Source organism: Agrobacterium sp. NPDC089420 (genome assembly GCF_044900305.1).
GTDB lineage: Bacteria > Pseudomonadota > Alphaproteobacteria > Rhizobiales > Rhizobiaceae > Agrobacterium.
Window position 1 is genome coordinate 1 of record NZ_JBJDMY010000017.1, and the last position, 23,911, is coordinate 23,911.

The 23,911-nt window shown below is 61.4% G+C and carries 23 protein-coding genes and 1 tRNA gene; 16 read left to right on the plus strand and 8 right to left on the minus strand.

Annotated features, from left to right (window positions below):
* On the plus strand, positions 1-599 hold a 599-nt coding region (locus ACI2KA_RS21890; protein ID WP_404504566.1), incomplete at its 5' end, for a formyltetrahydrofolate deformylase.
* A gap of 52 nt (positions 600-651) precedes the next feature.
* Here ACI2KA_RS21890 and ACI2KA_RS21895 read toward each other — a convergent pair.
* From ACI2KA_RS21895 to ACI2KA_RS21910, 4 genes are read right to left on the minus strand one after another with little or no spacing between them, the layout of a single operon-like run.
* Positions 652-846: a hypothetical protein gene (locus ACI2KA_RS21895; RefSeq protein WP_404504567.1), complete on the minus strand. Its 195-nt coding sequence runs from the start codon at positions 844-846 to the stop codon at positions 652-654.
* Complete coding sequence (locus ACI2KA_RS21900; protein ID WP_404504568.1) at positions 843-1,415, minus strand: hypothetical protein; 573 nt, start codon at positions 1,413-1,415, stop codon at positions 843-845. The genes ACI2KA_RS21895 and ACI2KA_RS21900 overlap by 4 nt, the downstream gene beginning before the upstream one ends.
* A 16-nt stretch (positions 1,416-1,431) precedes the next feature.
* Positions 1,432-2,817: a sensor histidine kinase gene (locus ACI2KA_RS21905; RefSeq protein ID WP_404504569.1), complete on the minus strand. Its 1,386-nt coding sequence runs from the start codon at positions 2,815-2,817 to the stop codon at positions 1,432-1,434.
* Positions 2,814-3,494, minus strand: coding sequence for a response regulator (locus ACI2KA_RS21910; RefSeq protein WP_404504570.1), 681 nt, complete (start codon positions 3,492-3,494; stop codon positions 2,814-2,816). The genes ACI2KA_RS21905 and ACI2KA_RS21910 overlap by 4 nt, the downstream gene beginning before the upstream one ends.
* A gap of 68 nt (positions 3,495-3,562) precedes the next feature.
* On the opposite strand from ACI2KA_RS21910, the gene ACI2KA_RS21915 reads away from it, so the two are divergent.
* The 10 genes from ACI2KA_RS21915 to dps all read left to right on the plus strand — a co-directional run bounded on the left by ACI2KA_RS21915 (position 3,563) and on the right by dps (position 13,285).
* Positions 3,563-4,642: an ABC transporter substrate-binding protein gene (locus ACI2KA_RS21915; RefSeq protein WP_404504571.1), complete on the plus strand. Its 1,080-nt coding sequence runs from the start codon at positions 3,563-3,565 to the stop codon at positions 4,640-4,642.
* Positions 4,643-5,101: 459 nt separating this feature from the next.
* Entirely contained in the window at positions 5,102-6,010 is a 909-nt protein-coding gene (locus ACI2KA_RS21920) for a Bug family tripartite tricarboxylate transporter substrate binding protein (protein WP_404504668.1), read from the plus strand.
* A complete protein-coding gene (locus ACI2KA_RS21925) occupies positions 6,007-6,501 on the plus strand; it encodes a tripartite tricarboxylate transporter TctB family protein (protein WP_404504572.1) in 495 nt (164 codons plus the stop codon). Before ACI2KA_RS21920 ends, ACI2KA_RS21925 begins: the two co-directional genes overlap by 4 nt.
* Positions 6,502-6,606: 105 nt before the next feature.
* Complete coding sequence (locus ACI2KA_RS21930) at positions 6,607-8,124, plus strand: tripartite tricarboxylate transporter permease (RefSeq protein ID WP_404504573.1); 1,518 nt, start codon at positions 6,607-6,609, stop codon at positions 8,122-8,124.
* A 130-nt stretch (positions 8,125-8,254) separates the two neighbouring features.
* The gene (locus ACI2KA_RS21935) at positions 8,255-8,515 is read left to right on the plus strand and encodes a hypothetical protein (protein ID WP_404504574.1); all 261 of its coding nucleotides are present in this window, start codon (positions 8,255-8,257) and stop codon (positions 8,513-8,515) included.
* A gap of 321 nt (positions 8,516-8,836) precedes the next feature.
* On the plus strand, positions 8,837-9,775 hold the full coding sequence (locus ACI2KA_RS21940; protein ID WP_404504575.1) for a siderophore ABC transporter substrate-binding protein: 939 nt from the start codon (positions 8,837-8,839) through the stop codon (positions 9,773-9,775).
* A 217-nt stretch (positions 9,776-9,992) separates the two neighbouring features.
* Positions 9,993-10,958, plus strand: coding sequence for an ABC transporter permease (locus tag ACI2KA_RS21945; protein WP_404504576.1), 966 nt, complete (start codon positions 9,993-9,995; stop codon positions 10,956-10,958).
* Complete coding sequence (locus ACI2KA_RS21950) at positions 10,951-11,919, plus strand: iron chelate uptake ABC transporter family permease subunit (RefSeq protein ID WP_404504577.1); 969 nt, start codon at positions 10,951-10,953, stop codon at positions 11,917-11,919. Before ACI2KA_RS21945 ends, ACI2KA_RS21950 begins: the two co-directional genes overlap by 8 nt.
* A complete protein-coding gene (locus tag ACI2KA_RS21955) occupies positions 11,916-12,674 on the plus strand; it encodes an ABC transporter ATP-binding protein (RefSeq protein ID WP_404504578.1) in 759 nt (252 codons plus the stop codon). The genes ACI2KA_RS21950 and ACI2KA_RS21955 overlap by 4 nt, the downstream gene beginning before the upstream one ends.
* Before the next feature lie 122 nt (positions 12,675-12,796).
* Positions 12,797-13,285, plus strand: coding sequence for a DNA starvation/stationary phase protection protein Dps (gene dps, locus ACI2KA_RS21960; RefSeq protein ID WP_404504579.1), 489 nt, complete (start codon positions 12,797-12,799; stop codon positions 13,283-13,285).
* Between the two features lie 67 nt (positions 13,286-13,352).
* Here dps and ACI2KA_RS21965 read toward each other — a convergent pair whose 3' ends face one another.
* Positions 13,353-13,574, minus strand: a complete 222-nt coding sequence (locus ACI2KA_RS21965) for a hypothetical protein (RefSeq protein ID WP_404504580.1) — start codon at positions 13,572-13,574, stop codon at positions 13,353-13,355.
* 371 nt (positions 13,575-13,945) lie between these two features.
* Between ACI2KA_RS21965 and ACI2KA_RS21970 the strand changes: the two genes are divergently transcribed.
* Positions 13,946-14,020 (plus strand) — tRNA-Gly (locus ACI2KA_RS21970).
* Between the two features lie 138 nt (positions 14,021-14,158).
* Here ACI2KA_RS21970 and ACI2KA_RS21975 read toward each other — a convergent pair.
* Both ACI2KA_RS21975 and ACI2KA_RS21980 read right to left on the minus strand, forming a co-directional pair.
* Complete coding sequence (locus ACI2KA_RS21975; RefSeq protein ID WP_404504581.1) at positions 14,159-14,992, minus strand: aldo/keto reductase; 834 nt, start codon at positions 14,990-14,992, stop codon at positions 14,159-14,161.
* Positions 14,993-15,053: 61 nt separating this feature from the next.
* Positions 15,054-16,235, minus strand: a complete 1,182-nt coding sequence (locus ACI2KA_RS21980; protein WP_404504582.1) for an MFS transporter — start codon at positions 16,233-16,235, stop codon at positions 15,054-15,056.
* Positions 16,236-16,397: 162 nt separating this feature from the next.
* Here ACI2KA_RS21980 and ACI2KA_RS21985 point away from each other — a divergent pair, with 162 nt between their 5' ends.
* Positions 16,398-17,297: a LysR family transcriptional regulator gene (locus ACI2KA_RS21985; RefSeq protein WP_404504583.1), complete on the plus strand. Its 900-nt coding sequence runs from the start codon at positions 16,398-16,400 to the stop codon at positions 17,295-17,297.
* Between the two features lie 9 nt (positions 17,298-17,306).
* Here ACI2KA_RS21985 and ACI2KA_RS21990 read toward each other — a convergent pair whose 3' ends face one another.
* The gene (locus ACI2KA_RS21990; protein WP_404504584.1) at positions 17,307-18,206 is read right to left on the minus strand and encodes a LysR family transcriptional regulator; all 900 of its coding nucleotides are present in this window, start codon (positions 18,204-18,206) and stop codon (positions 17,307-17,309) included.
* Between the two features lie 248 nt (positions 18,207-18,454).
* Between ACI2KA_RS21990 and ACI2KA_RS21995 the strand changes: the two genes are divergently transcribed.
* The 3 genes from ACI2KA_RS21995 (at position 18,455) to ACI2KA_RS22005 (ending at position 23,893) form a co-directional block, all read left to right on the plus strand.
* On the plus strand, positions 18,455-19,261 hold the full coding sequence (locus ACI2KA_RS21995) for an alpha/beta hydrolase fold domain-containing protein (protein WP_404504585.1): 807 nt from the start codon (positions 18,455-18,457) through the stop codon (positions 19,259-19,261).
* A gap of 118 nt (positions 19,262-19,379) precedes the next feature.
* Positions 19,380-20,567, plus strand: a complete 1,188-nt coding sequence (locus ACI2KA_RS22000; protein WP_404504586.1) for an efflux RND transporter periplasmic adaptor subunit — start codon at positions 19,380-19,382, stop codon at positions 20,565-20,567.
* Between the two features lie 131 nt (positions 20,568-20,698).
* Positions 20,699-23,893 (plus strand): efflux RND transporter permease subunit, encoded by a 3,195-nt coding sequence (locus tag ACI2KA_RS22005; RefSeq protein WP_404504587.1) that lies wholly within the window; start codon positions 20,699-20,701, stop codon positions 23,891-23,893.
* Positions 23,894-23,911 lie beyond the last annotated feature (18 nt).

Genomic DNA, 23,911 nt, shown 5'->3' on the forward strand with positions numbered 1-23,911 from the left:
GCCATTGCCTCAACGACCTGCTCTACCGCTGGAAGATCGGCGCCCTGCCGATCGACATCGTCGGCGTCGTCTCCAACCATTTCGATTACCAGAAACTCGTCGTCAATCACGACATCCCCTTCCACCACATCAAGGTGACGAAGGAGAACAAGCCGAAGGCCGAAGCCCAGCTGCTGGACCTGATCGAGACCAGCGGCACGGAGCTGGTCGTGCTGGCTCGTTACATGCAGGTTCTCTCCGACGAGATGTGCCGCAAGATGTCGGGCAGGATCATCAACATCCACCACTCCTTCCTGCCGTCCTTCAAGGGCGCCAACCCCTACAAGCAGGCCTATGAGCGCGGCGTGAAGCTGATCGGCGCCACGGCGCACTACGTCACCGCCGATCTCGACGAAGGCCCGATCATCGAGCAGGACACGGTGCGCATCACCCACGCGCAATCGGCCGACGACTATGTCTCGCTCGGCCGCGACGTGGAAAGCCAGGTGCTGGCCCGCGCCATCCACGCCCATATCCACCACCGCACCTTCATCAACGGCAACCGCACCGTCGTCTTCCCGCCAAGCCCGGGAAGTTATGCTTCGGAACGGATGGGGTGAGGGAGGGCAACCAACGATTAAGGCCGGCACCAGCCGGCTCGTCTGAGGGCAGCTACCGCCGCGTCATCTCTTGCGATACGGTACCGGACTTGTTCTTATTGCGAATGGCTTTGAACGGAGCGAGCCGCTCACGCATTTTTTCGACGATTCTGACCTTCTCGGCAAAAGACAAACCTGCACGAACACGCCTGGCCTCGGCCTTGCGCGTCAAAATCTCATTCAGCGTGAAGTTGGACGGATTGCTCATGGATTGGAATTTAAATCCAACACGTCGGCGTGTCCAGTTTTCTCAAGAAATTCCTGCCACTTAACCTCAAGCCCATGACGTCTCACCACATCGCGTAAATGATCGACGCTCACGACATCGGCCTCGAAAAATGCGATGACCCGTGCATGATCCTTATATCGTCCGGTACGGATGGCAATCGCTGCCAGATGATGGGCGGCAAGGACACGGGTCGTGATAGGGCGACCTGATCCGAAATCCTCGGTAATCTCTTCCGCCTCCTGCAAGGCTTCCACATCCAGCGCGTCTGAAGCGGGAAGAAACTGAACGGGCCAACCTTCTATCAGCAGGCCTTCCTTTTCCCATCGATCATAACCGCGTTCTTTCAGATAGGGTACGATTTCACCCAGGGTCACCAGCCCACCCGGAGACGGCGACGAAAATGTAATCATAATATCCAGGTCTTCCGTGACGGTTGGTTCGATATACAGCAGGGCGGCCACTGCACCGGCAATGACATAGGTTTCGATGACGCGATCATCGACCATGGAGTTTAAAACCTCTAGCGTCTTATCCATCGACATCGTCATGTCCCTCTCTCAAAAGCTACTCCACGCCGCCAAACATCACCCGCGCCTTCAGCCCGCGCCCATCCGCGCCGTCCTCCAGCGTAAGCCGCCCGCCGAACAGCCCGGCGATTTCCTCGACGATGGCGAGGCCGAGGCCGGCGCCGGGGGCGGTGTTGGCTTCGCCTCGGGCGAAGCGCTGGCGCACCATGGCGCGTTTTTCCGGCGGAATGCCGGGACCGTTATCCTCCACTTCCAGCCAGACGGCACCCGTCTCCTTGCCGACGCGGACGGTGACTTCCGCGCCGCGTCCGGCATAGTTGACGGCATTGCCGACGAGATTGCCGATCAGTTCGCCGATCAAGAGCGGCTCGGCGAGAACAGTCGCCTCGCCTTCGCCTTCAAAACCGAGATCGATGCCGGCGTCGGCCGCGCGCGGCACGAAATCGGCGGTCACGTTCTGCGCAACGGCCACGAGGTCTATCGCGGAGAAATCATGTTTTTCACTGGAGCCGGCGGCATCGATATTGGCCATGCGCAGAAGCTGGGCAAGGATATGTTCGGCATGCGCCACCGAAGCGCCGCCTTTCAGCGCCGCCGCCTGTGCCTCCTCCAGGCTTGCAGCGCGGGCGGAAAGTGCGAGCTGGGTGCTGATGATGGCGAGCGGCGTGCGCAGCTGGTGGCTGGCATTGCCGGTGAAATGCCGCAGCGCATCGAGCGCCGATTGCAGCCGCACCATGAAGGAATTGACGGTTTCCACCAGATTTTCCACCTCCACCGGCACGGATTGGCGGATGGGATGCAGGTCGTTCGGGCTGCGCTCGGCAATGGCTTCGCTAAGCCGGTAAAGCGGCCTGAGCGAAATCGTCACCGCGATCCAGACGATGATCGCCGCCCCCACGATCATCAGCAGCAACCGAAGCGCAGAGCGCAGGATGATCGCCTGCGCCAGCTGGCTGCGGGCAATGGTTGTTTCGGCAACCGTGACGGAGAACGGTACCGAATTGATGCCGGTGGAAGCGAAACGGCGGATGGCGGCAATACGGATCGGCTCGTCACGAAACACCGCATCGCGATAGGCGGGCGTATCGCCATTGGTGTTTTCCACCGTCGGCAGGTTCTGGTAACCGGTGAGGAATTGCCCGTTCGGCCCGTCGACCCGGTAGAATACCCGGTCCTGCGCCGCCGATGTCAGCATTTCCAGCGCGACATAGGGAATATCGACTTCCAGAGACCCATCCTCGGCCACCACCACCCGCTCGGCAATGGCGAGCGCCGAACCGGAAAGCACCCGGTCGGAGACGACATTGGCGGTATTGACCGCCTCGCGCCAGGTATCGGTGAGCGCGACGCAGCCGATGATCGCGGTGGAAATGAGAAGCCAGCCCAGAAGTCGCCGCCTGAGCGAATAGGCGGCCTGTGTCATTCAGCCATCTCCGGCAGGTTTTCGAGATAATAACCGATGCCGCGCGCCGTCTTCACCGTCAGCCCGTGGGGAGCGAGCCGCTTGCGCAGGCGGCTGACATATTGCTCGATGGCATTGGCGGAAATATCGTCGTCGAAACCGGTGAGCGACTGCACGATCGCCTCCTTGGCGACCACCTTGCCGGCCCGCATGAACAGCACTTCGAGCAGCGCCACCTCGCGCGCCGGAATATCGAGTGGACGCCCATCCGCCGAAAAGGTGCGCGATGTGAGATCGAACAGCACCTTGCCGAAACTGAGGGCGGAGGAGCGCAAACCGGCATTGCGGCGCAGCAGCACCCGCACCCTCGCCTCGAATTCGGTGATATCGAAGGGCTTGATCATGTAGTCGTCAGCACCGAGATCGAGCCCCTTGACCTTTTCCTCCGGCGTGCCGCGCGCCGTCAGGATCAGCACCGCCGCCTTGTCCTGGCGCGAACGCATGGAGCGCAGCACCTCGATACCGTCCATCTCCGGCAGGTTGAGATCGAGGATGACCAGATCGAAACTTTCCGCCGCAATCGCCGCATCGGCGGAAGCGCCATCGGAAACCACATCCACCGCATAACCGCTGCCGCGCAACAGCGCCGACAGCCCTTCCGACAGAACCTGATTGTCCTCGACCAGCAAAATACGCACATCATCCTCCCGCAACCCGCCGAATTTAACCAACGGCTTGCCGCTTGTGAATGGCAAGCACGTGCGGCATGATCTTTTCCATGCGTATCTGCCTTCTTCTTTGCCTCTGTCTTTGCACGGCCTCGCCTGCGCTTGCGCAGGTCGCCGTTTTTCCGGCCCCTTCCGGCAAGACGGATGCCGAAACGCTGGTGGTCTATTCCTCGCTGGATGAACCGCTGGCCACACCGATGATCGAGGGTTTCCAGAAGGCCAATCCCGATATCGCTGTCCATTACGAGGACATGCTGACCGGCGAAATCTACGACCGCATCGTCAAAGAGACGGATGCCGGCAAGAAGACCGCCGATTTCGCCTTTTCCTCGGCCATGGACCTGCAGGTGAAGCTGAGCAATGACGGTTACGCCCAGCGATCGGATCTCGCCATGAGCGCCCGCTGGCCCGCCTGGGCGAACTGGCGCAACACGGCCTATGCCCTGACCTTCGAGCCGGCGGTCTTCGTTTATCACAAGCCGAGCTTCACCACCGAAAAGCCGCCGGCCAGCCGCGCCGAATTCGTCGACTATCTCGAGCGCCACGCAAGGGAAGTCCATGGCCGCATCGCCACCTATGACATCGAACGCTCCGGCGTCGGCTTCCTGTTCATGTCGCGCGATCAGGAGCAGTTCGGCGATATATGGAGCGTCATCAAGGCCATGGGCGCGGCCGGCGTGAAGGTCTATTCCACCTCCTCGGCCATTCTGGAGCGTGTGTCCGACGGCCGTTTCGTGCTGGGTTACAATATTCTCGGCTCCTATGCCGCAGACTGGGCCTCGCGCCACCCCGATGTCGGCATCGTGCTGCCGAAGGATTATACCGTCGTCATGTCCCGCATCGGGCTGGTGCCGGAAGCCGCCGCCAAACCCGAACTCGGCCGCCGCTACCTCGAATTCTTCATGTCCAAGGAGGGCCAGACGATCATGGCCCGGCAATTGCAAATCCCCGCCGTCAGCCCGGAAGTGGCGGGCGAGAACACCGCCAACACCATGCAGGCCATCCACGGCGCGCAATTGCGCCCCGTCCCCGTCAGCCCCGGGCTGATGGTCTATCTGGACCAGGTCAAGCGCAGCCGCCTGATCGAGCGCTGGAACGAGGCGTTGCGGTCGCAATAGCTTCCCCCTCATTCCTGTGCTCGTCACAGGAATCTAGCCAGCCCAAGTCCTTGGGCTGAAAGGACTCTTCTCGCCGCGTAGACACGCGTCAGCTGGATTCCTGTGACAAGCACAGGAATGAGGGTGGAACAAGCTTCAAAGGCGCAAAACAAAGCCACCCCACACGCCCCGGTGGACGCGTGCCAGAAATTAATGGAGAGTAAATGCGCAAGGACTTGCCTAGCGTCAGTTAGATGACAGCTTTTTGTGATGCACTGCAATCCTTCTTCATTCCGTGGAGGCGGAAGAAGATGCGGGAGGAAATCCAGGACGATTGCCAAGGCCCCACGCTGAAACTTCAGCGCCGGCGCGGCTGTGTCTGAAATCCCTTCCGCATAAACGAAAAACGACGCCCAAAAGGGCATCCTGAGGAGGGTTTTCCAAGTGAAGCATTTTCTTATCGGCACATTTCTGGCGGGCATGATCGCCCTTCCGGCGGCTGCAGCGGATTACACCATCATCGCGCCGGCCAATCCCGGCGGCGGCTGGGACCAGACCGCACGTTCCCTGCAGACGGTGCTGCAGGAAGAAGGCATTTCCAAGAGCGTTCAGGTGCAGAACGTACCGGGCGCCGGCGGCACCATCGGTCTTGCGCAGTTCGCCAGCCAGCAGAAGGGCAATCCGAACGCGCTGATCGTCGGCGGTTACGTGATGGTCGGCGCGATCCTCACCAACAATGCGCCGGTGACGCTGAAGGAAGTAACGCCGATCGCCCGCCTGACCGGCGAATATGAAGCCGTCGTCGTTCCGGCATCCTCGCCGCTGAAGACCATCGGCGATCTCGTCGACCAGCTGAAGAAGGATCCGGGCAGCGTGTCCTGGGGCGGCGGCTCCGCCGGCGGCACCGACCATATCGCAGTTGGCCTGATTGCCAAGGCGGCCGGCGTCGATCCGACCAAGATCAACTACATCGCTTATTCCGGCGGCGGCGAAGCGCTTGCCTCGATCCTCGGCTCGCAGGTCACGGCCGGCATTTCGAGCTACGGCGAATTCGAAAGCCAGGTAAAGGCCGGCACGCTGCGCCTGCTCGCAGTTTCCAGCGAAGAGAAGCTGGAAGGCGTGGATGCCCCGACGCTGAAGGAAAGCGGTCTCGATGTCGTGGTCCAGAACTGGCGGATGGTCGCCGCTCCTCCCGGCCTGACGCCGGAACAGGAAAAGGCCATTAACGCCGACATCGAAAAGCTGGTAAAATCCGCCAAGTGGCAGGAAACCCTGAAAACCAAGAGCTGGATGGACACCTATCTCGCCGGTGACGAATTCAAGGCGCAGCTCGCCAAGGATACCGACGCCACCGCCGCCATCCTCAAAGACATCGGACTGGTAAAATGAGCCTGGGTTCCAACCCTCTAGAGCATCAAAAGCGCCGCCCTGACTGGGCGGCGCTGGCGATCGCCGTCTTCCTCGTCCTCATCGCCTGCGTGATCTTCTGGGACAGCGCCCGTCTCGCCAGCGTCACCGGTTATTCGCCGGTCGGCCCGGCCACGGTGCCTTACGCCATCGGCTTCTGTCTTGTCGGCCTGGCGCTGTGGACCGCCATCGAAGCCTGGCGCGGCGATTTTCCCGAACGCGACAAGCAGGAGATCGCCCCGGTCGTCTGGGTCGTCGCCGGCCTTGCCGCGCAGATGCTGCTGCTCAATGTCGCCGGTTTCTCCATTGCCACCGGCCTGCTGTTTGCCTTTACGGCGCGTGCCTTCGGCAAACGCAAGCTCTGGTATTCGATCCCCATCGGCATCGCGCTCAGCTTCTTCATCTGGTTCATCTTCGCGCGGCTGCTGCAGCTTTCGCTGCCCGCCGGGCCTCTGGAACGGCTGTTGTTCTGACCGCCATTCCGACCAAAATTCGGGATCAAGGGAACAACCGGCGCGCGATGACGCGAAGCCAGCCGTTCCGCCCGCCCTTCTGCTCGACTTGGGGGACATCTGTCCATGAGTACGTTTGAATTCCTGCTGCACGGTCTTGAGGTTGCCGCCCAACCCATGAACCTGCTTTATGCGCTGATCGGCGTCACGCTCGGCACCGCCGTCGGCGTTCTGCCCGGCATCGGCCCGGCGCTGACGGTGGCGCTGCTTCTGCCCGTCACCTACAGGCTCGACCCCGCCGGTTCGCTCATCATGTTCGCCGGCATCTATTATGGCGGCATGTATGGCGGCTCGACCACCTCGATCCTGCTCAACACGCCGGGTGAAAGCGCCTCGATCGTCACCGCCCTCGAAGGCAACAAGATGGCCCGCAAGGGCAGAGGCGGCCCGGCGCTCGCCACCGCCGCCATCGGCTCCTTCGTCGCCGGCCTCATCGCCACCATCGCGCTCGCCTTCATCGCGCCCTATATTGTCAAGCTGGCGCTGGTCTTCGGCCCGCGTGAATATTTCGCGCTGATGGTTCTCGCCTTCGTCACCGTCTCCTCCGCTTTCGGGGATTCGGCGCTGCGCGGCCTCACCTCGCTGTTCATCGGTTTTGCGCTTGCCATCGTCGGCATCGACCAGCTGACCGGCCAGACCCGCATGAGCTTCGGCATTCCCGACCTGCTCGACGGCGTGGAAGTGACGACGCTTGCGGTGGCCATGTTCGCCATCGGCGAAACGCTCTTCATTGTCGCGCAGGGGCAGACTGGCGACGACAAGGTCGAAGCCGTCAAGGGTTCCGTCTGGATGAGCGCACAGGACTGGGCGCGTTCCTGGAAAGCCTGGCTGCGCGGCACCCTGATCGGCTTCCCCATCGGCGCCATGCCGGCGGGCGGCGCTGAAATCGGCACCTTCCTGTCCTATGCCACCGAAAAGAAGCTGACCAAATATCCGGAAGAATTCGGCCATGGCGCCATCGAAGGCGTTGCCGGTCCGGAAGCGGCCAACAATGCGTCGGCCGCCGGTACGCTCGTGCCGCTTCTGACGCTCGGCTTGCCGACCACAGCGACCGCCGCCATCATGCTCGCCGGTTTCCAGCAGTTCGGCCTGCAGCCCGGCCCGCTGCTGTTCGCCACCAATCCGCAGCTCGTCTGGGGCCTGATCGCCAGCCTGTTCATCGCCAACCTGATGCTGCTGGTGCTCAACCTGCCGCTCGTCGGCCTGTGGGTGAAGCTCTTGACCATTCCGAAGCCCTGGCTTTATGCGGGTATTCTGCTGTTCGCGACGCTCGGCACCATCGGCGCCAACCCGTCCGTGTTCGAACTCGGCATGCTGCTCGCCTTCGGTATCCTCGGCTATATCATGCGCATCTTCGGTTATCCGATTGCGCCTGCGGTCGTCGGCCTCATCCTTGGCCCGCTCGCCGAACAGCAGCTGCGCCGTGCGCTGGCCATCGGCCAGGGCGACCCGACGGTGCTGTTGACCTCGCCGATCGCCGTTGGCCTGTTCATCGTTGCGGCCGCCGCCTTCATCATTCCGCTGATCATGCGCATCCGCGGCCGTGGCGAGGTGCTGACGCAGCTTGCCGCCAACGAGGACTGAGAAACCAGGAACCTCCCAGGGCAACTGGCCCCGTATCTGCGGATACGGGGCCTTTTTTTATTCACGCCAACGGGATGTGTGACATGGGCGCGACCGTGATATGATCACTGTCCAAAGCTCGGAGAAAACCATGCGCACGATCGCGATCATGATGGTTCTGGCGCTCGCCGGCTGCGCCACCGCCGCTCCCGATGTGGAGCCCATTCCCGGCAGCATCACCTATGGCGGGCAGCCCCGCACCAAATTGACCAAATCCCCCATCGGCAGCACCCTCAGCAACGAATTTGTCATGGACGATGGACGGTATGCGATTGAAACCTATCGTGTTCAGCCGGACCGGTCGCTGAAGCTGGAGAGGCGCGACATCGTCGGCGACTGGCCGCCGGATTGAAGGAAGCCTGCTTCCCTATTGCCGCTATTGAGACCCCGTCATGCCGGACTTGATCCGGCATCCAGCAAGCCCAAGTCCCTGGGCTGAAAGGACCCTCATCGCCGCGCAGACGCGCGTCGGCTGGATTCCGGCTCAAGGCCGGAATGACGAATGGGGGCCTGCTTCCGGTGGCTGCACATTTCCCGCTCACGGCAATTCAGAACCGTTCTAAAACATAATTTTGATTTCCGCGAACCTTGCCAATAAAGCTGATCGTCAACATCAAGTTAACCCGGTGGGATCACTTCCGCCGGCTCGGAACATAGTGCAAGGGACATAAAAGTGGCCATCAACTTCACCTTCCCCGTTCGGCTGCTGGCGGCAGCGGCCTTCAGCCTTGGCGCAATGACTGCGGGCGCTGAGGAAATGACGATCAGGCACGCGCAGGGCGAGACCGTGCTGAAGGCGGCGCCGAAGAAGGTTCTGGTTCTGGATATTCCCTCGCTCGACAATCTCGATGCGCTGGGCGTCGAACCCGCCGGCGTCGTCGGCTCCAACCTGCCGACCTATCTGCAGAAATATGCCGACGGCAAATATCTGAAGGTCGGCACGCTATTCGAACCCGACTATGAGGCGATCAATGCGGCCGAGGCCGATCTCGTCATCGTCGGCGGCCGTTCGCGGGCGAAATATCCCGATGTCGCGAAGATCACGCCGGCCATCGACATGTCGATCGATTCCAAGGAATTCATCGGAAGCGTCAAGGCCAACATCACCAAGCTCGGCGATATCTTCGGCAAGCAGGAAGAAGCAAAGAAGCTCGATGCCGCGATCGATGAAAAAGTGGCGAAGCTGAAGGAGATCGCGCCCAACTCCGGTACGGCGATGATCCTCGTCACCAATGCCGGCAAGGTCGGTGTTTATGGACCGAGCTCGCGCACCGGCTGGCTGCACACCGAAATCGGTTTCAAGCCGGTCGCCGCAGATATTGATGACCGCTTCGACCGCGGCGATGTCGTCTCCTTCGAATATCTCGCCGAGGTCAATCCCGAATGGCTGTTCGTGATCGACCGCGACGCCGGCATCGGCCGTGCGACGGACCCCGGCAAGGCGGCGGCACAGGTGCTGGACAATGAGCTGGTGCACCAGACCAATGCGTGGAAGAAAAAGCAGATCGTCTATCTCGATCCGCAGGCGGCCTATATCGTCAGCAGCGGTTATACGGCGCTCACCACTTTGCTCGATCAGGTCTACAAGGCCGTCTCCGAAAAGAAGTCTTAAAGACCGCAGGGCATCGGCTTGTGAAAGCTGCTCCACACACGCTCTCGGAGGCTGCTACACACGCGACGTCATCCTCGGGCTTGACCCGAGGATCGATCGTTAGCAACAGCCTGTGGATCCTCGGGTCAGGCCCGAGGATGACGGTGGAAAGTTTGGCGCTCTCCCGGCAAGCTGCAGGATCGCTGGAAACCTCTGCCATTTTCGAAACACCATCGACGTGAAATCCCTGTCTCTCATCCTTGCTCTTCTTCTGGCTTTGACGCTCGCCATCACCAGCCTGTTCGTCGGCGTCAGCAACGTCTCGCTGGCCACGCTCTTTGCGCCTGATACCAGCGCGGATGCGTTGCGCGTGCTGCTCGTCAGCCGCATTCCGCGCACGCTGGCGCTGATATTGGCCGGCAGCTCGATGGCGATTGCCGGTCTCATCATGCAGATGCTGGTGCGCAACCGCTTCGTGGAGCCTTCGACGGCGGGCACGACCGAATCCGCCGGCCTCGGCCTTCTGGCCATCACGCTTCTCGCACCCGACACGCCGATCTTCGGCAAGATGCTGGTGGCCGCCGTCTTCGCGCTCGCAGGCACCGCGCTGTTCCTGCGGATCCTGCGGCAAGTGCCGCTGCGCGACGTGCTGCTGGTGCCGCTGATCGGCATCATGCTGGGCGGCGTCATTTCCGCGGTCACCACCTTCTTTGCCTATCGTTTCGATCTCCTGCAATCGCTCGGCGCATGGATGACCGGGGATTTTTCCGGCGTGCTGCGCGGCCGTTATGAATTGTTGTGGGTCGGTTTCATCCTGGCCATCGCCGCCTATCTCGCCGCCGACCGGTTTACCGTGGCCGGCATGGGTCGCGATTTCACCACCAATCTCGGCCTCAATTATCGCCGCGTCATGGCGCTCGGCCTCACCATCGTCTCACTGGTCAGCGCCGTCGTGGTCGTCACCGTCGGCATGATCCCCTTTCTCGGACTGATCGTGCCGAATGTCGTCAGCCTGATGATCGGCGACAATATGCGCCGCTCCGTGCCCTGGGTGGCGACGCTCGGCGCGGTCTTTGTCCTCTCCTGCGACATCATCGGCCGCACCGTGCGTGCGCCTTACGAAATACCGATCGGAACCGTGGTCGGCGTCATCGGCAGCGCGCTGTTCCTCTATCTCCTGCTGCGGAAACGCCACCATGCGTGAGAGACATCCCGACCGGCGGGCAAAAACCGTTCTCATCGTGCTTGCGGCATTGACGCTCATCTGCATGGCCGCCTTCATGACGCTCGGCGCAAAGGGCAGCTGGAGTTTCGTGCTGCCCTTTCGCGGCATCAAGCTTCTGTCGCTGCTGCTGGTGGCCTATGCCATCGCCGTCTCCACCGTGCTGTTCCAGACGGTCACCAACAACCGCATCCTCACCCCGTCGGTGATGGGTTTCGATTCGCTCTACGTGCTGATGCAGACCGGGCTGATTTTCGTCTTCGGTTCGGCCACCGTCGTCATGATCGATCCGCAACTGAAATTTCTTGCGGAAACCGCGCTGCTGGTCGCCTTTTCAGCCCTGCTCTACCGTTGGCTTTTCGTCGGCGCGGAACGCAGCCTGCATCTGCTGGTGCTGGTGGGCATCGTCTTCGGCATCTTCTTCCGCAGCCTCTCGGGCTTCATGCAGCGGGTGCTGGATCCCAATGAATATACGGTGCTGCAGGATGTGCTCTTCGCCAGCTTCAACTCCATCGATCCTACCCTTCTTGCCGTTTCCGCCATCATCATCGGCGTGGTGACCGTCATCGGCCTCAGGCTGCTGCACACACTTGACGTCCTCTCCCTCGGCCGGGCAACGGCCATCAGCCTCGGGGTTGAATACAGGCGCACGGTCACCGTCATCCTCGTGCTGGTCTCCATACTCGTCGCCGTCTCCACCGCGCTCGTCGGTCCGGTCATGTTCTTCGGCCTCTTGGTCGCCGCCCTTGCCCATTATCTCACCGGCAACGGCAAACATGCCTATGTGCTGCCGGCGGCGATCCTCATCGCCATCATCTGCCTTGTCGGCGGCCAGGTGGTGCTGGAGCGGATCTTCGCCTTCGATACGGCGCTTTCCATCATCATCGAATTTCTGGGCGGCATCGTCTTTATCGGTCTTATCTTGAAGCGGGGTGCGCGATGATCATCGCCAGTCAGATCAGCAAATCCTATGGCGACAGCCTCGTGGTCGACAGCGTCTCCGTCTCCATTCCGGCAGGCGGCGTCACCTCCATCATCGGGCCGAACGGGGCGGGAAAATCGACGCTGCTCTCCATCGTGGCGCGGCTGATGTCCATGGATGCCGGAACCGTAACGGTCGACGGGCTGGATGTGACCAAGACCGCGTCCGATACGCTGGCAAAGCGGCTCTCGATCCTCAGGCAAGACAACCATATCTCCTCGCGCCTGACCGTGCGTGACCTTGTCGGTTTCGGCCGTTACCCCTATTCGAAAGGCCGCCCCACCATCGAGGACAAGGTCCATATCGACCGGGCGCTGGAGTATCTGCATCTCGAACCCCTGGCCGGCCGCTTTCTCGACGAACTTTCCGGCGGCCAGCGCCAGCGCGCCTTTGTCGCCATGGTTCTGTGTCAGGACACGGATTATGTGCTCTTGGACGAGCCGCTCAACAATCTCGACATGAAACATGCCTCCAGCATGATGAAGATCATGCGCCGCGCCGCCGACGAACTGAAAAAGACCGTGGTTCTGGTGCTGCACGACATCAACTTCGCCTCCTGGTATTCCGACACCATCATCGCCATGCGTGAGGGCCGCATCTGCCATCAGGGACCGGCGGAAACGATCATCCGTCCGGAAATTCTCAAGGACATCTACGACATGCCCATCCGTGTCGAGGACATAAACGGCCGGCGCATCTGCCTGTTTTACGAATGAGACGATGATCGCGCAGGATTTTTTCCGCTGCGGCGCCTTGCATGGAACAGGGTCATCGGCCCGGACGTTAAACCACGGACATTTCCCAAGCGGTATTCCGTCCGCAACGTCAGGAGACATCGATGAAGACGCACAAGACGAAGAACGACCTGCCTTCCAACGCCAAATCGACCGTGATCGGCATTCTGAACGACTCTCTGGCCTCGGTTATCGATCTCGCGCTCGTCACCAAGCAGGCGCACTGGAACCTGAAAGGCCCGCAATTCATCGCCGTCCACGAACTTCTCGACACCTTCCGCGCCCAGCTCGACAACCACGGCGATACGATTGCCGAACGCGTCGTGCAGCTTGGCGGCACGGCGCTCGGCAGCCTGCAGGCCGTCTCCTCGACGACGAAACTCAAGGCCTATCCGACCGACATCTATAAGATCCACGATCATCTCGATGCCCTGATCGAGCGTTATGGCGAGGTGGCGAACATGATCCGCAAGGCGATCGACGATTCCGACGAGGCGGGCGATCCGACGACGGCCGACATCTTCACCGCCGCCTCGCGCGATCTCGACAAGGCGCTGTGGTTCCTCGAAGCCCATGTGCAGGAAAAGAGCTGAGCGGAAATCCGCCCCTCCAACGGCAAAGCGCCCGGATGATCCGGGCGCTTTTTTTCGTCTTCAAGCGTCAGTGCCGCCGCAGAACGGCAAGCCCGATGTCCCGCAGCATTTCATGATCGAGAATGCCGCGCTGGGCGCTGCGGATCAGAACCGCTGCGCACTCGTTGGCAACGTGGCTACCGCGATCTTGAAGGCACTCGAAACATACGCCATCGAAAATATTCTGCAGATCGGTGATCTGCTCCGGCGACAATTGTGCGCCAACCCGTTCAAAAGCTGCATACGACAAGGCTCATCCTCCTGATGATATGCCAAGTATCGTTTCTTCTTTTCGTGGACATGAAATTTGTACACCCGAACGAATCACTTGTCGAATCAGATTTTAACCAAATGTAAACAGGTAATTTTCTGGCCCTTTGGCAGGCGAATCGCCCTTCGCCGCCACGATAAAGGCCCGCCGAAACAAGGCCTTCCGCCGCCATGCCGGTTTCTCGGGCAGCATCCGACCGTCCGTTTCGAAGAAGGCCTCAGACAGAAGGATTTCCACCGAAACCGCAAAAGAAACTGTTGCATTCCAAAATCGATTGAGCGATATAGCACCCGTCGCCGAACTTCGGCGGTCCGCAGTCCAGCGAACTACCCCGGGCCAGCGGTTTTTGAGCGGGTGTAGCTCAGGGGTAGAGCACAACCTTGCCAAGGTTGGGGTCGAGGGTTCAAATCCCTTCGCCCGCTCCAATTCTCAAGATCAGGCAGATAAATCGTCATCGCCCCGGATGCGAGACATGTCGTTTATGCGGCTATCAAACGCATCTGCACGAGGTTTGCCCACGCGTGAAAAAACCGGGAAGAGCATTCCCTCCCCGGTCTCTATCATCAGGCAGCCTGGTCCCAGGCGGGCGCCAGCCCATCCGGCGAAACGATGCGGCCATCCGGCCTGGCGAGCGCGCGGATCGCCGCCATTTCATCGGCGGAAAGCTCGAAATCGAAGATGGCGAGATTTTCATCGACGCGAGCTTCACTGACGGTTTTGGACAGAGCGACGACGCCCTCCTGCTGCACAAGCCAGCGCAGCACCACCTGCGCCACCGACTTGCCGCGGCCTGCGGCGATCTCCTTCAGCACCGGATCGGCGAACACCTTGCCGTCAGCCATGCCGTAATAACCCGTCACCGACAGGCCGGCAGCCTTGGCCGCAGCGATCACCACCTCCTGATCGATATAGGGGTGGTATTCGATCTGGTTGGTGACGATCGGAGCCTTGGAAAGCCTCACCGCTTCGGCCATCAGCGCCGTGTTGAAGTTGGAGACGCCGATATGGCGAACCTTACCCGCTTCCTTCACCACGTTCAGCGCGCCGATCTGCTCGGCAAGCGACACCGCCTCATTCGGCCAGTGCAGCAGCAGCAGATCGACATGATCGGTCTTCAGCTTTTTCAGGCTCTCATCGACGGAGGCAATGAAAGCATCGTGCCGGTAATTCTCGACCCAGACCTTGGTGGCGAGGAAGATATCGTCCCGCCCAATGCCGGAGGCGGCGATGGCCTCTCCGACCTCGGCCTCGTTGCCGTAAATCTGGGCCGTGTCGATATGGCGGAACCCGGCTTTCAGCGCACGGGGAACGATGCGCAGGACATCCGGGCCGGGAATGCGGAAGGTGCCGAAGCCGAGGGCCGGGATGGACGCGCCGTTTGCGGTAACATCAAACATATATTTTCTCCTTTGAGATGGCCCGGCCGACTTGGGAGCGGCCGGGAATTTTATGAAAAGTTCAGGCGGTTTTCAGCGTCAGCGCGGCGCGGCGGTCGAGCGCGCTGCTCCAGAGGGTCAAGAGCAGGGCCACGGCGACGAGGATGGCGCCGACCCACGGGGTTGCGGCAAGACCCATCGGCGATTCCACCACCAGACCGCCGAGCCATGCACCGATGGCGATGCCGAGATTGAAGGCGGCGATGTTGAGCGCCGAGGCGACATCAACGGTGCCGGGGCGATGTTCCTTGGCCAGTTGCACCACATAAAGCTGCAGCCCGGGGACATTGGCGAAGGACAGGAAACCGAGCGCGGCAAGCGTGATGAGCGTCAGCGCCGGCGAAAAGGCCGTGAAGGAAAAGACGAAGAGCACGATGGCCTGCGCCAGGAAGAGGCCGATCAACGCCCGGGCCGGATTATGGTTGGCGATTCTGCCGCCGCCAATATTGCCGGCTGCAATGGCGACGCCGTAGAGCACGAGGATCAGGCTGACGCTCTTTTCCGAAAAGCCGGTGACGTCCTGCAGGATCGGCGCAAGGAAGGTGAAGGCGACAAAGGTGCCGCCGTAACCGAGCGCGGTCATGGCAAAAACGATGAGCAGACGGCCGGAACCGAGAACACGGACCTGATCGAGCAGGCTGGCAGGCGGCGCTTTCTTCAGCGTGCTGGGCAAAAGCGCGGCAATGCCGAAGAAGGCAACGACGCCAAGCGCGGCAACGGCCCAGAAGGTCGCGCGCCAGCCGAAGACCTGCCCGATATAGGTACCGAGCGGAACGCCGGTGACGATGGCGACCGTCAGCCCCATGAACATCATGGCAATGGCCGAGGCGCGGCGGTTTTCCGGCACGAGATCGGCAGCAATGGTCGCGCCGACGGAGAAAAAGACACCGTGAGCGAAAGCGGCAATGACCCGGGCGACGAGCAGCATCTCATAGCTGGGTGACAGCGCCGCGGCGCTGTTGCCGATGATGAACAGGGCCATGAGGCCGAGCAGCAGCGGCTTTCTTTCGATCCTGCCCGTCAGCGCCGTCAGGATCGGTGCGCCGAAGGTGACGCCCAGCGCATAAACGCTGACAATGAGGCCGGCGAGCGGCAGGGTAATGTTGAGATCGGTCGCCACCGTCGGCAGAAGGCCGACGATGACGAACTCCGTTGTGCCGATCGCATAGGCCGCGATCGTAAGGGCAAATATGGCCAATGGCATGATGACTACCTCTTCGCCCGCAGCGGGATCGCAGGCGTTCTGGACAGCAAGGCCGTCCGGTTGGATCAAATCTATGGACCGCAATATGGGCGAAGGGGACTTGCATGATAATCGGCAAAAATGGATAAATACCTTTGAATTAGTTTCACAGACGGAGCGGCGATGGACAATCGGGCCGGAGAAATGGAAGTCTTTGTGGCGGCGGCTGAACTCGGCAGTTTTTCGGCCGCCGGCCGCAGGCTGAAGCTTTCACCCTCGGCTGTCAGCAAGCTCGTGACACGGATAGAAGACCGCCTCGGCACCCGTCTTCTTGCCCGTTCCACCCGCGTGGTGACGCTGACGCCGGAGGGGGAAGTCTATCTTTCCCGCGCACGGCGCATCCTGGCCGACATAGCCGAAACCGAACAGATCGTGGCGAGCGGCGGCAAGGTGGTGCCGCGCGGCCTGCTGCGCGTCAACGCCACGCTGGGCTTCGGCGAACGTTATCTCCTGCCGCTCGCGCCGGAATTCCTGTCGCTCTATCCCGAAATCGAGCTGGATATCTCGCTGACCGACGGCGTCATCAGCCTGATCGAGGAGCGCACCGATATTGCCATCCGCTCCGGCGCGATGGGCGATTCATCCCTGAAGGCGCGAAAGCTGAAAGAGGTGCGCCGGGTCATCGTCGCCTCCCCCGCCTATATCGCACGACATGGCATGCCGGAAACACCGCAGGATCTGGCGCGGCACAATTGTTTCAGCTTCAATTTCAGCCGCAGCCTCAATGAATGGCCGTTTCGCGATCCCGGCTCGGCGGAGGTCTATCGCCTGCCTGTCAGGGGCAGCGTCTCGGTCAACAGCGGCATGGCCATGCGTCGGCTCTGCCTGACCGGTCTGGGGCTTGGAAGGATCGGCGAATTTCATGTCGAACCGGATATCGAGGCCGGCCTGCTCGTGCCGGTGCTGGAAGACCATAATGCCGAGGAACTGGAAGTGATCCACGCGGTTTATGCCGGTCACGAACATCTGGCCGCCCGCGTGCGCGCCTTCATCGACTTTGTCGCGGCAAGGGTCGGGCGGTGACGGGCCGCCTCAGACCAGACCGTGCACCAGCTTGGCCAGCCAGTCGACAAAAACCCGCACCTTGTTGGTCACATGCCGGGTCTGGGGATAGACCACATAGATCGGCATGGCTTCCCGCCGCCACTCCGACAGGACCGGCACGAGGTCGCCCCGCGCCAGTGCATCCTTCACCATGAAGACGGGAAGCTGCACGATGCCCATGCCGGCCAGCGCAGCGTTCAGATAGGTGCGACTGTCATTGACGGAAACGACATAATTCGGGGTCAGTTCGACGCTGCGCACGCCATTGTCGAACGAGGCCGGCATGATCTGGCCGGTGGTGGCATTGAGGTAACCCACCGAATAATGATCCTTCTCCAGATCCTCCGGAACGTGCGGCATGCCGAAATTTTCGATATAGGATGGCGCGGCGAATGTCTCGAACCGGAGTTCGCCCACTTTTCGGGCAATCAGCGACTGGTCGCGCAGCACGCCCACTCTCAAGGCACAGTCCACATTCTCGGCCAGATAATCGACCAGGCGATCGCCGACGCCGAGATCGAGACGGATTTGCGGATAACGCTGGTAAAATTCGCAAAGATGTGGGATAACCACGAGGTCCGCAAAGACGCCGGCCATTTCCACCCGCAACCGGCCGGACGGCTGTACCTGTGCGCTGGACATACTGCCATCAAGCTCTTCAATTTCCGACAAAATCTGTGAGGACCGCTCATAATAGAGAGCGCCGTCGGTCGTCAGCATCACCCGCCGCGTGGTGCGGTTGAGAAGCGTGGTCTGCAGATGCGCCTCCAGCGCCTGCACCATGTTGGTGACGGTGGTTTTCGGCATGTTCAGTGCGGTGGCGGCGCGGCTGAAATTGCCGGTTTCCACGACCCGCGTAAAAACCCGCATGGCGGAGAGCTGATCCATTCACTGCCTCGGAGATATGATTATCCGTGATTTCGGAATAGTGTTTTCAATTTTGCATACTTGATCGTTTCGATCCGAACAATAATATGGATTTCAGATTTTGCAATATGATCCGCCTCAAGCATGTCGCGCAAGAGTGCGTTGCGGTTTTGCGGTGACGACATGCGGCAAGATAAAAACTTAAAGCGCAGGAGCGTATCCGAAGGATCGCAACACGCTTTAAGTGGCGGCGCAAAGGATCTGGAGTCATGAACGCGCATTGGGAAAATATGGGTAGCGAGACGTCCGCGTCGAAGCTCTCCGTGCGCCGTTATGAAGGGTCCTGCCTGTGCAGCCATCCGCCTGTGGTGCTTTATCTGCGCGGCGGATCGTTCCTGGAACCCGGCCTTGAGCCGGGCGGCAATTGCCCCGAGCTTCCGGTGGCCCGCGCGCTTGCGGAAAGCGGTGCGGTGGTTGTGGAAGCCGATTACAGCAAGCCGTCCGGTAACGAGTTTCCGATGGTCATCGACTGCGCCTATGAGGCGCTCGATCATCTGAGCCGGGACCGCAAGCATTATGGCGGCGCGAAATCGCTGCTGTTCGTGGCCGGCGAAGAGGCAGGCGGCAATGTGGCGGCGGGGCTGGCGCTGAAGGCCCGCGACCGCATGCCGGGCAAGCTCGCCGGACAAATTCTTCTGTCGCCCATGATCGACCCGATGATGACGACGGAATCCTTCCGCAACGCGGACAGGATCGGCATGCGCCAGCGCTGGGCCGATGGCTGGAGCCATTACCTTGCCAAGGCGTGCGGGTTTTTCCACCCCTATGCCGCGCCCTGCCAGTGCACGCGGCTGAACCGGGTGGCGCCGGCGCTGATCTTTACCGCCGAGGATGATCCTCTGCGCGACGAAACGGTCAATTATGGAGACCGCCTCATCGCCTCGGGCGTCAGCGTCCGGCAGCATGTTTTCCCCGCCGGCATCGGCTGGACGGGGCTTTATCAAGGAGAGGGCGGCGGATGGGTCTCATCCGTCTGTTCGGAGTTCAAGACTTTCGTTGACCAGTTAAAACACTGAAAATTCGCATTTTGAGCATGTCCAGTAAAAGTGCGTAGCGGTTTTACGCCCGGATCATGCGGCAAAACAAACAGATAGATGAACGACCTGCTCCCGATCGGGGGCCAAGGAGATATCCATGACGCTGAACACCAAGCGCCGCGCCCTGACGGGCGCCGGCATCGGGCTTGCCATGTCCGTTGCAGCCGCAGCACTGTTTTTCGACCTCCCCACCAGCCGCGACGCGACGGCCGCCTCCACGCCTGCCGAAACGCCGGCGATCCCGGTAACCGTCGCCAAGGTCGAAAGCCGCGACGTGATGCGCTGGGAAGAGTTTTCCGGCCGTCTCGAAGCCGTCGACCGGGTGCAGATCCGCTCCCGCGTCGCCGGCCAGATCAAGGCCGTGCATTTCCGCGAAGGCGCGCTGGTGAAGGAAGGCGACCCCCTCTTCACCATCGATCCGGCCCCTTATCAGGCTGCCGTAGCCGGCGCTGAAGGACAGGTTGCCTCCGCCGAAGCCAAGGTCAGCCTTGCAAAGGCCGAACTCGACCGTGGCCGCCGGCTTTCCGACAATCGCACCATCTCGCAGAGCGATCTCGACCAGCGTCAAAGCTCGTTTGCGGATGCCGAAGCCCAGCTTCGCGCCGCCCGCGCAGCGCTGACCACGGCCCAGCTCGATCTTGGTTACACCGAAATCCTCGCCCCGGTTTCCGGTCGTGTCGGCCGCATCGAAATCACCGCCGGCAACCTCGTCGCCGCCGGCTCCACATCGCCGGCTCTGACAACACTAGTATCGGTCAACCCGATCTATGCCAGCTTCAATGCCAGCGAAGGCGTGGTGGCCAAGGCCCTTGCCGAACTGCCACAAACGGACGGCGCCCTGCCCGCACTGGAACAGATACCGGTCGAAATCGGCACGCTTTCGGATGAAGGCACACCGATCAAGGGCACGCTGCACCTGATCGACAACCAGGTGGATTCGGCCAGCGGCACCATCGGTGTCCGCGCCGTCTTCGAAAATCCGGACGGCAGGCTGATCCCCGGCCAGTTCGTGCGGGTGCGCATGGGCGAACCGAAGCCGGAAAACCGCATCGTCATCAGCGACCGCGCCATCGGCACGGACCAGGACAAGCGCTTCGTCTTCGTGGTCGATGCCGAAAACAAGGTGAGCTACCGCCAGATCAAGCCCGGCGCACCGGCAGACGGCCAGCGCATCGTCGAAAGCGGCCTTGCCGCCGGTGATACGATCGTCGTCAACGGCCTGCAGCGCATTCGCCCCGGTGCGACCATCGCACCGCAGGCGGAAGACAAGGTTGCCTCGCAGTAACCCGCCTCTTTGATCAGTAAGCGTCCCGCGCTTTCGCGAGACGCCCCTTCAGACAGAACCGGCTTTCACCGGCGGCAACTTTGCCGCCGGAACGGCCTTCGCATTCCCAAAGACCCGGAGAGGGACTGGATATGAATATTTCCAGATTTTTTGTCGACCGGCCGGTATTTGCCGCCGTGCTTTCGGTCCTGATTGTGGTGGCAGGCCTTCTCGGCATGCGCGCCCTGCCGATTTCGGAATATCCCGAAGTCGTTCCGCCATCCGTCGTCGTGCGCGCCACCTATCCCGGTGCGAACCCGACCGTTATCGCCGAGACCGTCGCAACGCCGCTGGAAGAACAGATCAACGGCGTCGAGGACATGCTCTATATGGGCAGCCAGGCGACATCCGACGGCGTGCTGACGCTGACCGTGACCTTCAAGCTCGGCACCGATCCCGACAAGGCGCAGCAGCTGGTGCAGAACCGCGTCTCGCAGGCCGAACCGCGCCTGCCGGCGGAAGTCCGCGCGCTCGGCATCACCACCGTCAAGAGCTCGCCCGACTTCATCATGGTCGTCAACCTGGTATCGAAGACCGACGCCTATGACATCACCTATCTGCGCAACTATGCGACGCTGAACGTCAAGGACCGGCTCGCCCGCATCGAAGGCGTCGGCCAGGTGCAGGTCTTCGGCGCAGGCGACTATTCCATGCGCGTCTGGCTCGACCCGCAGAAGGTGGCCGAGCACGATCTGGCCGCCAGCGACGTCTCCGACGCCATCCGCCAGCAGAACGTGCAGGCCGCAGCCGGCGTCATCGGCGCTTCCCCGAGCCCGAACGGCGTCGACCTGCAGCTCAACGTCAATGCCCAGGGTCGTCTGACGACGCCGGAGGAATTTGGCAACATCATCGTCAAGAGCGGCGCCAACGGCGAAATCACCCGCCTGCGCGATGTCGCCCGCATCGAGCTTGGCGCTGCCGATTACACGCTGCGTTCGCTGCTCGACGGCGAACCGGCCGTGGCTGTGGCGGTACTTCAGGCTCCCGGCTCCAACGCCATCGAAATCGCCGACAATGTCCGCGCCACGATGGACAATCTGCAGCTGGCAATGCCGGACGGTGTGAAATACGAGATCGTCTACGATACGACGAAATTCGTGCGCTCCTCCATCGAGAAGGTTGTCGACACACTCCTCGAGGCCGTTGGCCTCGTGGTGCTTGTCGTCATCCTCTTTCTCCAGACCTGGCGCGCCTCGATCATTCCGCTGATCGCCGTTCCGGTCTCGATCATCGGCACCTTCGCCGTCATGTATGCCTTCGGTTTCTCCATCAACGCATTGACGCTGTTCGGCCTCGTGCTCGCCATCGGCATCGTGGTGGACGACGCCATCGTGGTCGTCGAAAACGTCGAGCGAAACATCGAAAACGGCCTCTCGCCGCGTGACGCCACCTATAAGGCGATGCGCGAAGTATCCGGCCCGATCATCGCGATTGCGCTGGTTCTGGTCGCCGTCTTCGTGCCGCTTGCCTTCATCTCCGGCCTGTCCGGCCAGTTCTACCGGCAGTTCGCACTGACCATCGCCATCTCCACCGTCATTTCGGCGATCAACTCGCTGACGCTGTCGCCCGCGCTTTCGGCCCTGCTGCTGAAGGAACACGGTGCGCCGAAAGACTGGCTGACCCGCTTCATGGACCGGGTGTTCGGCTGGTTCTTCCGCGGCTTCAACCGCGCCTTCGGCGCTGCGTCGAACGGCTATGGCAAGACCGTGGGCGGGCTGGTAACGCGCAAGAGCCTCGTCATGATCGTCTATATGGCCCTGGTCGCTGCGACCTACGGCATGTTCACGACCGTGCCGAGCGGCTTCGTCCCGGCGCAGGACAAGCAATATCTGATCGGTTTTGCCCAGCTTCCGGACGGTGCAACGCTCGACCGCACCGAAAGCGTCATCAAGCGCATGAGCGACATCGCCCTGGAAACCCCGGGCGTGAGCCACGCCATCGCCTTCCCGGGCCTGTCGATCAACGGCTTCACCATCGGTTCCAATTCCGGCATCGTCTTTGCGGTTCTCGACGACTTCGACAAACGCAAGACGCCGGAACTGTCCGGCGGCGCCATCGCCATGCAGCTGAACCAGAAATATGCCGGCATTCAGGATGCCTTCATCGCCATGTTCCCGCCGCCGCCGGTCAACGGTCTCGGCCAGACGGGCGGCTTCAAGCTGCAGATCGAGGACCGCGCCGGCTATGGCTATCAGACGCTCGACGAGGCGACAAAGGCGGTGATCGCCAAGGCATACCAGACGCCGGAGCTGGCGGGTATCTTCTCCAGCTACCAGATCAACGTGCCGCAGCTCTTCGCCGATCTCGACCGCGCCAAGGCCGAGCAGCTGGGCGTGTCCGTCAGCGACGTCTTCCAGACGCTGCAAATTTATCTGGGCTCGCTTTATGTCAACGACTTCAATGCTTTCGGACGGACATACAGCGTGCGTGTGCAGGCGGATGCGCAGTTCCGCGCCCACGCCGAAGATATCGGCCGCCTGAAGGTTCGCTCGGCAACCGGCCAGATGATCCCGCTTTCGACGCTCTTGAAGGTGGATGCGACGACGGGACCGGAGCGCACCAACCGTTACAACGGCTTCCTTGCCGCCGATATCAACGGCGGTCCGGCGCCGGGTTTCTCCTCGGGACAGGCGCAGGCGGCGATTGAAAAAATCCTCGCCGAAACCCTGCCGGCGGGTGTCGATTACGAGTGGACGGACCTGACCTACCAGCAGATTCTGGCCGGCAATTCCAGCATCGTGGTCTTTCCCCTGGCGCTGCTGCTCGTCTATCTCGTGCTCGCCGCGCAATATGAAAGCCTCACTTTGCCGATCGCGATCATCCTGATCGTCCCGCTCGGTGTACTTGCGGCCCTTACAGGCGTCTGGCTGACGGGAGGGGACAACAACATCTTTACGCAGATCGGCCTTGTCGTCCTTGTGGGCTTGTCGGCGAAAAACGCGATCCTGATCGTGGAATTCGCCCGGGAGCTGGAATTCGAGGGACGAACGCCGCTTCAGGCCGCCATCGAGGCAAGCCGGCTTCGCCTTCGCCCGATCCTGATGACCTCGCTCGCCTTCATCATGGGCGTGGTTCCGCTGGTCATTTCCACCGGTGCGGGCGCGGAAATGCGCGCCGCCATGGGTGTGGCGGTGTTCTCCGGCATGATCGGCGTGACGTTCTTCGGCATCTTCATGACACCGGTCTTCTACGTGCTGGTGCGCAAGCTGGCCGGTAACCGCCCGCTCATCCAGCACAAGCAGGAAGAACCGGCCAATTCGGACTACAAGCTCGAAAAGGCCGGCTGAGGCCACACTCCCATCCAC